The sequence below is a fragment of the Microbacterium testaceum genome (genome assembly GCF_003075375.1).
GTDB lineage: Bacteria > Actinomycetota > Actinomycetes > Actinomycetales > Microbacteriaceae > Microbacterium > Microbacterium testaceum_E.
Map to the genome: position 1 here is coordinate 1 of NZ_QDFT01000105.1, position 790 is coordinate 790.

Below are 790 nucleotides of genomic sequence, written 5' to 3' on the forward strand. Positions count from 1 at the left end.
GTGGCAAAGGGGTTCACATCCAGACCGAGACAACAGGAGWTCGCGGAGACGAGTTCACCTTCTCAGACGGGTCCAGGCAGACGTACCAGTCAGTCATCTTCGCCACCGGGTACGAAGCGGGCGACGAGTGGCTACCCACTTTCCCGCAACCTCAGCGACGCATCCGCACCTCGACGGCGCTTCCTGGTCTGTTCGTCGCCGGAATTCCCACCCACAGCCACGCCAAAGCCAACACCCTCCCCGGGGCGTGGGCGGACGCGACTCGTATTGCCCGTCTCATCCACGCCCGACCCTGAAAGATCAATGAAACTCTTCCTCGCATCCACATTTCGCCATCAGGTATCGAAAGTCCTGTTGGTGCTGTGCACCACCGTCGCTCTTAGCGCCGCCTTCATCGTTGCAGGACCCGCCACACCAACCGCTGCCGTCGTTGCGACCGCGCTGAGCTCGGCCACCTTAAAGGCCACCGTCGCGAGCTCCGAGACTCCATCGCCCGCCCATCAGACCCACCCTCACTTCACCGCGACCCCCCGCGCGGACGGTCGCGGAGTGCCCACCGGTGGCGGCGAGACCGCCCCCGTAATGGGACTTTCCGTAGTGGCGCTCATTCTCGGCAGCGCGTTCGTCATGCTCCTCATCACGGCGCGGCGAACCCGCCATCTCCGGAGGAGCCAAGAGAGTGACCGCTGAAAAAACGCGACCGTTCGCCATCGCCTGCATAGTGGCAGCGGCCGCGGTGTTAATAGATCAGTTCAGCAAGGCCGTTGCCCTGACCGCGCTTGCAGACGGG

Annotated in this window: 1 pseudogene; it reads left to right on the plus strand. The window is 63.9% G+C overall.

Going from position 1 to position 790, the window contains the following annotated elements:
- A pseudogene (locus DC432_RS16675) lies at positions 1-296 on the plus strand (NAD(P)/FAD-dependent oxidoreductase); the annotation flags it as partial.
- Positions 297-790: the final 494 nt, after the last annotated feature.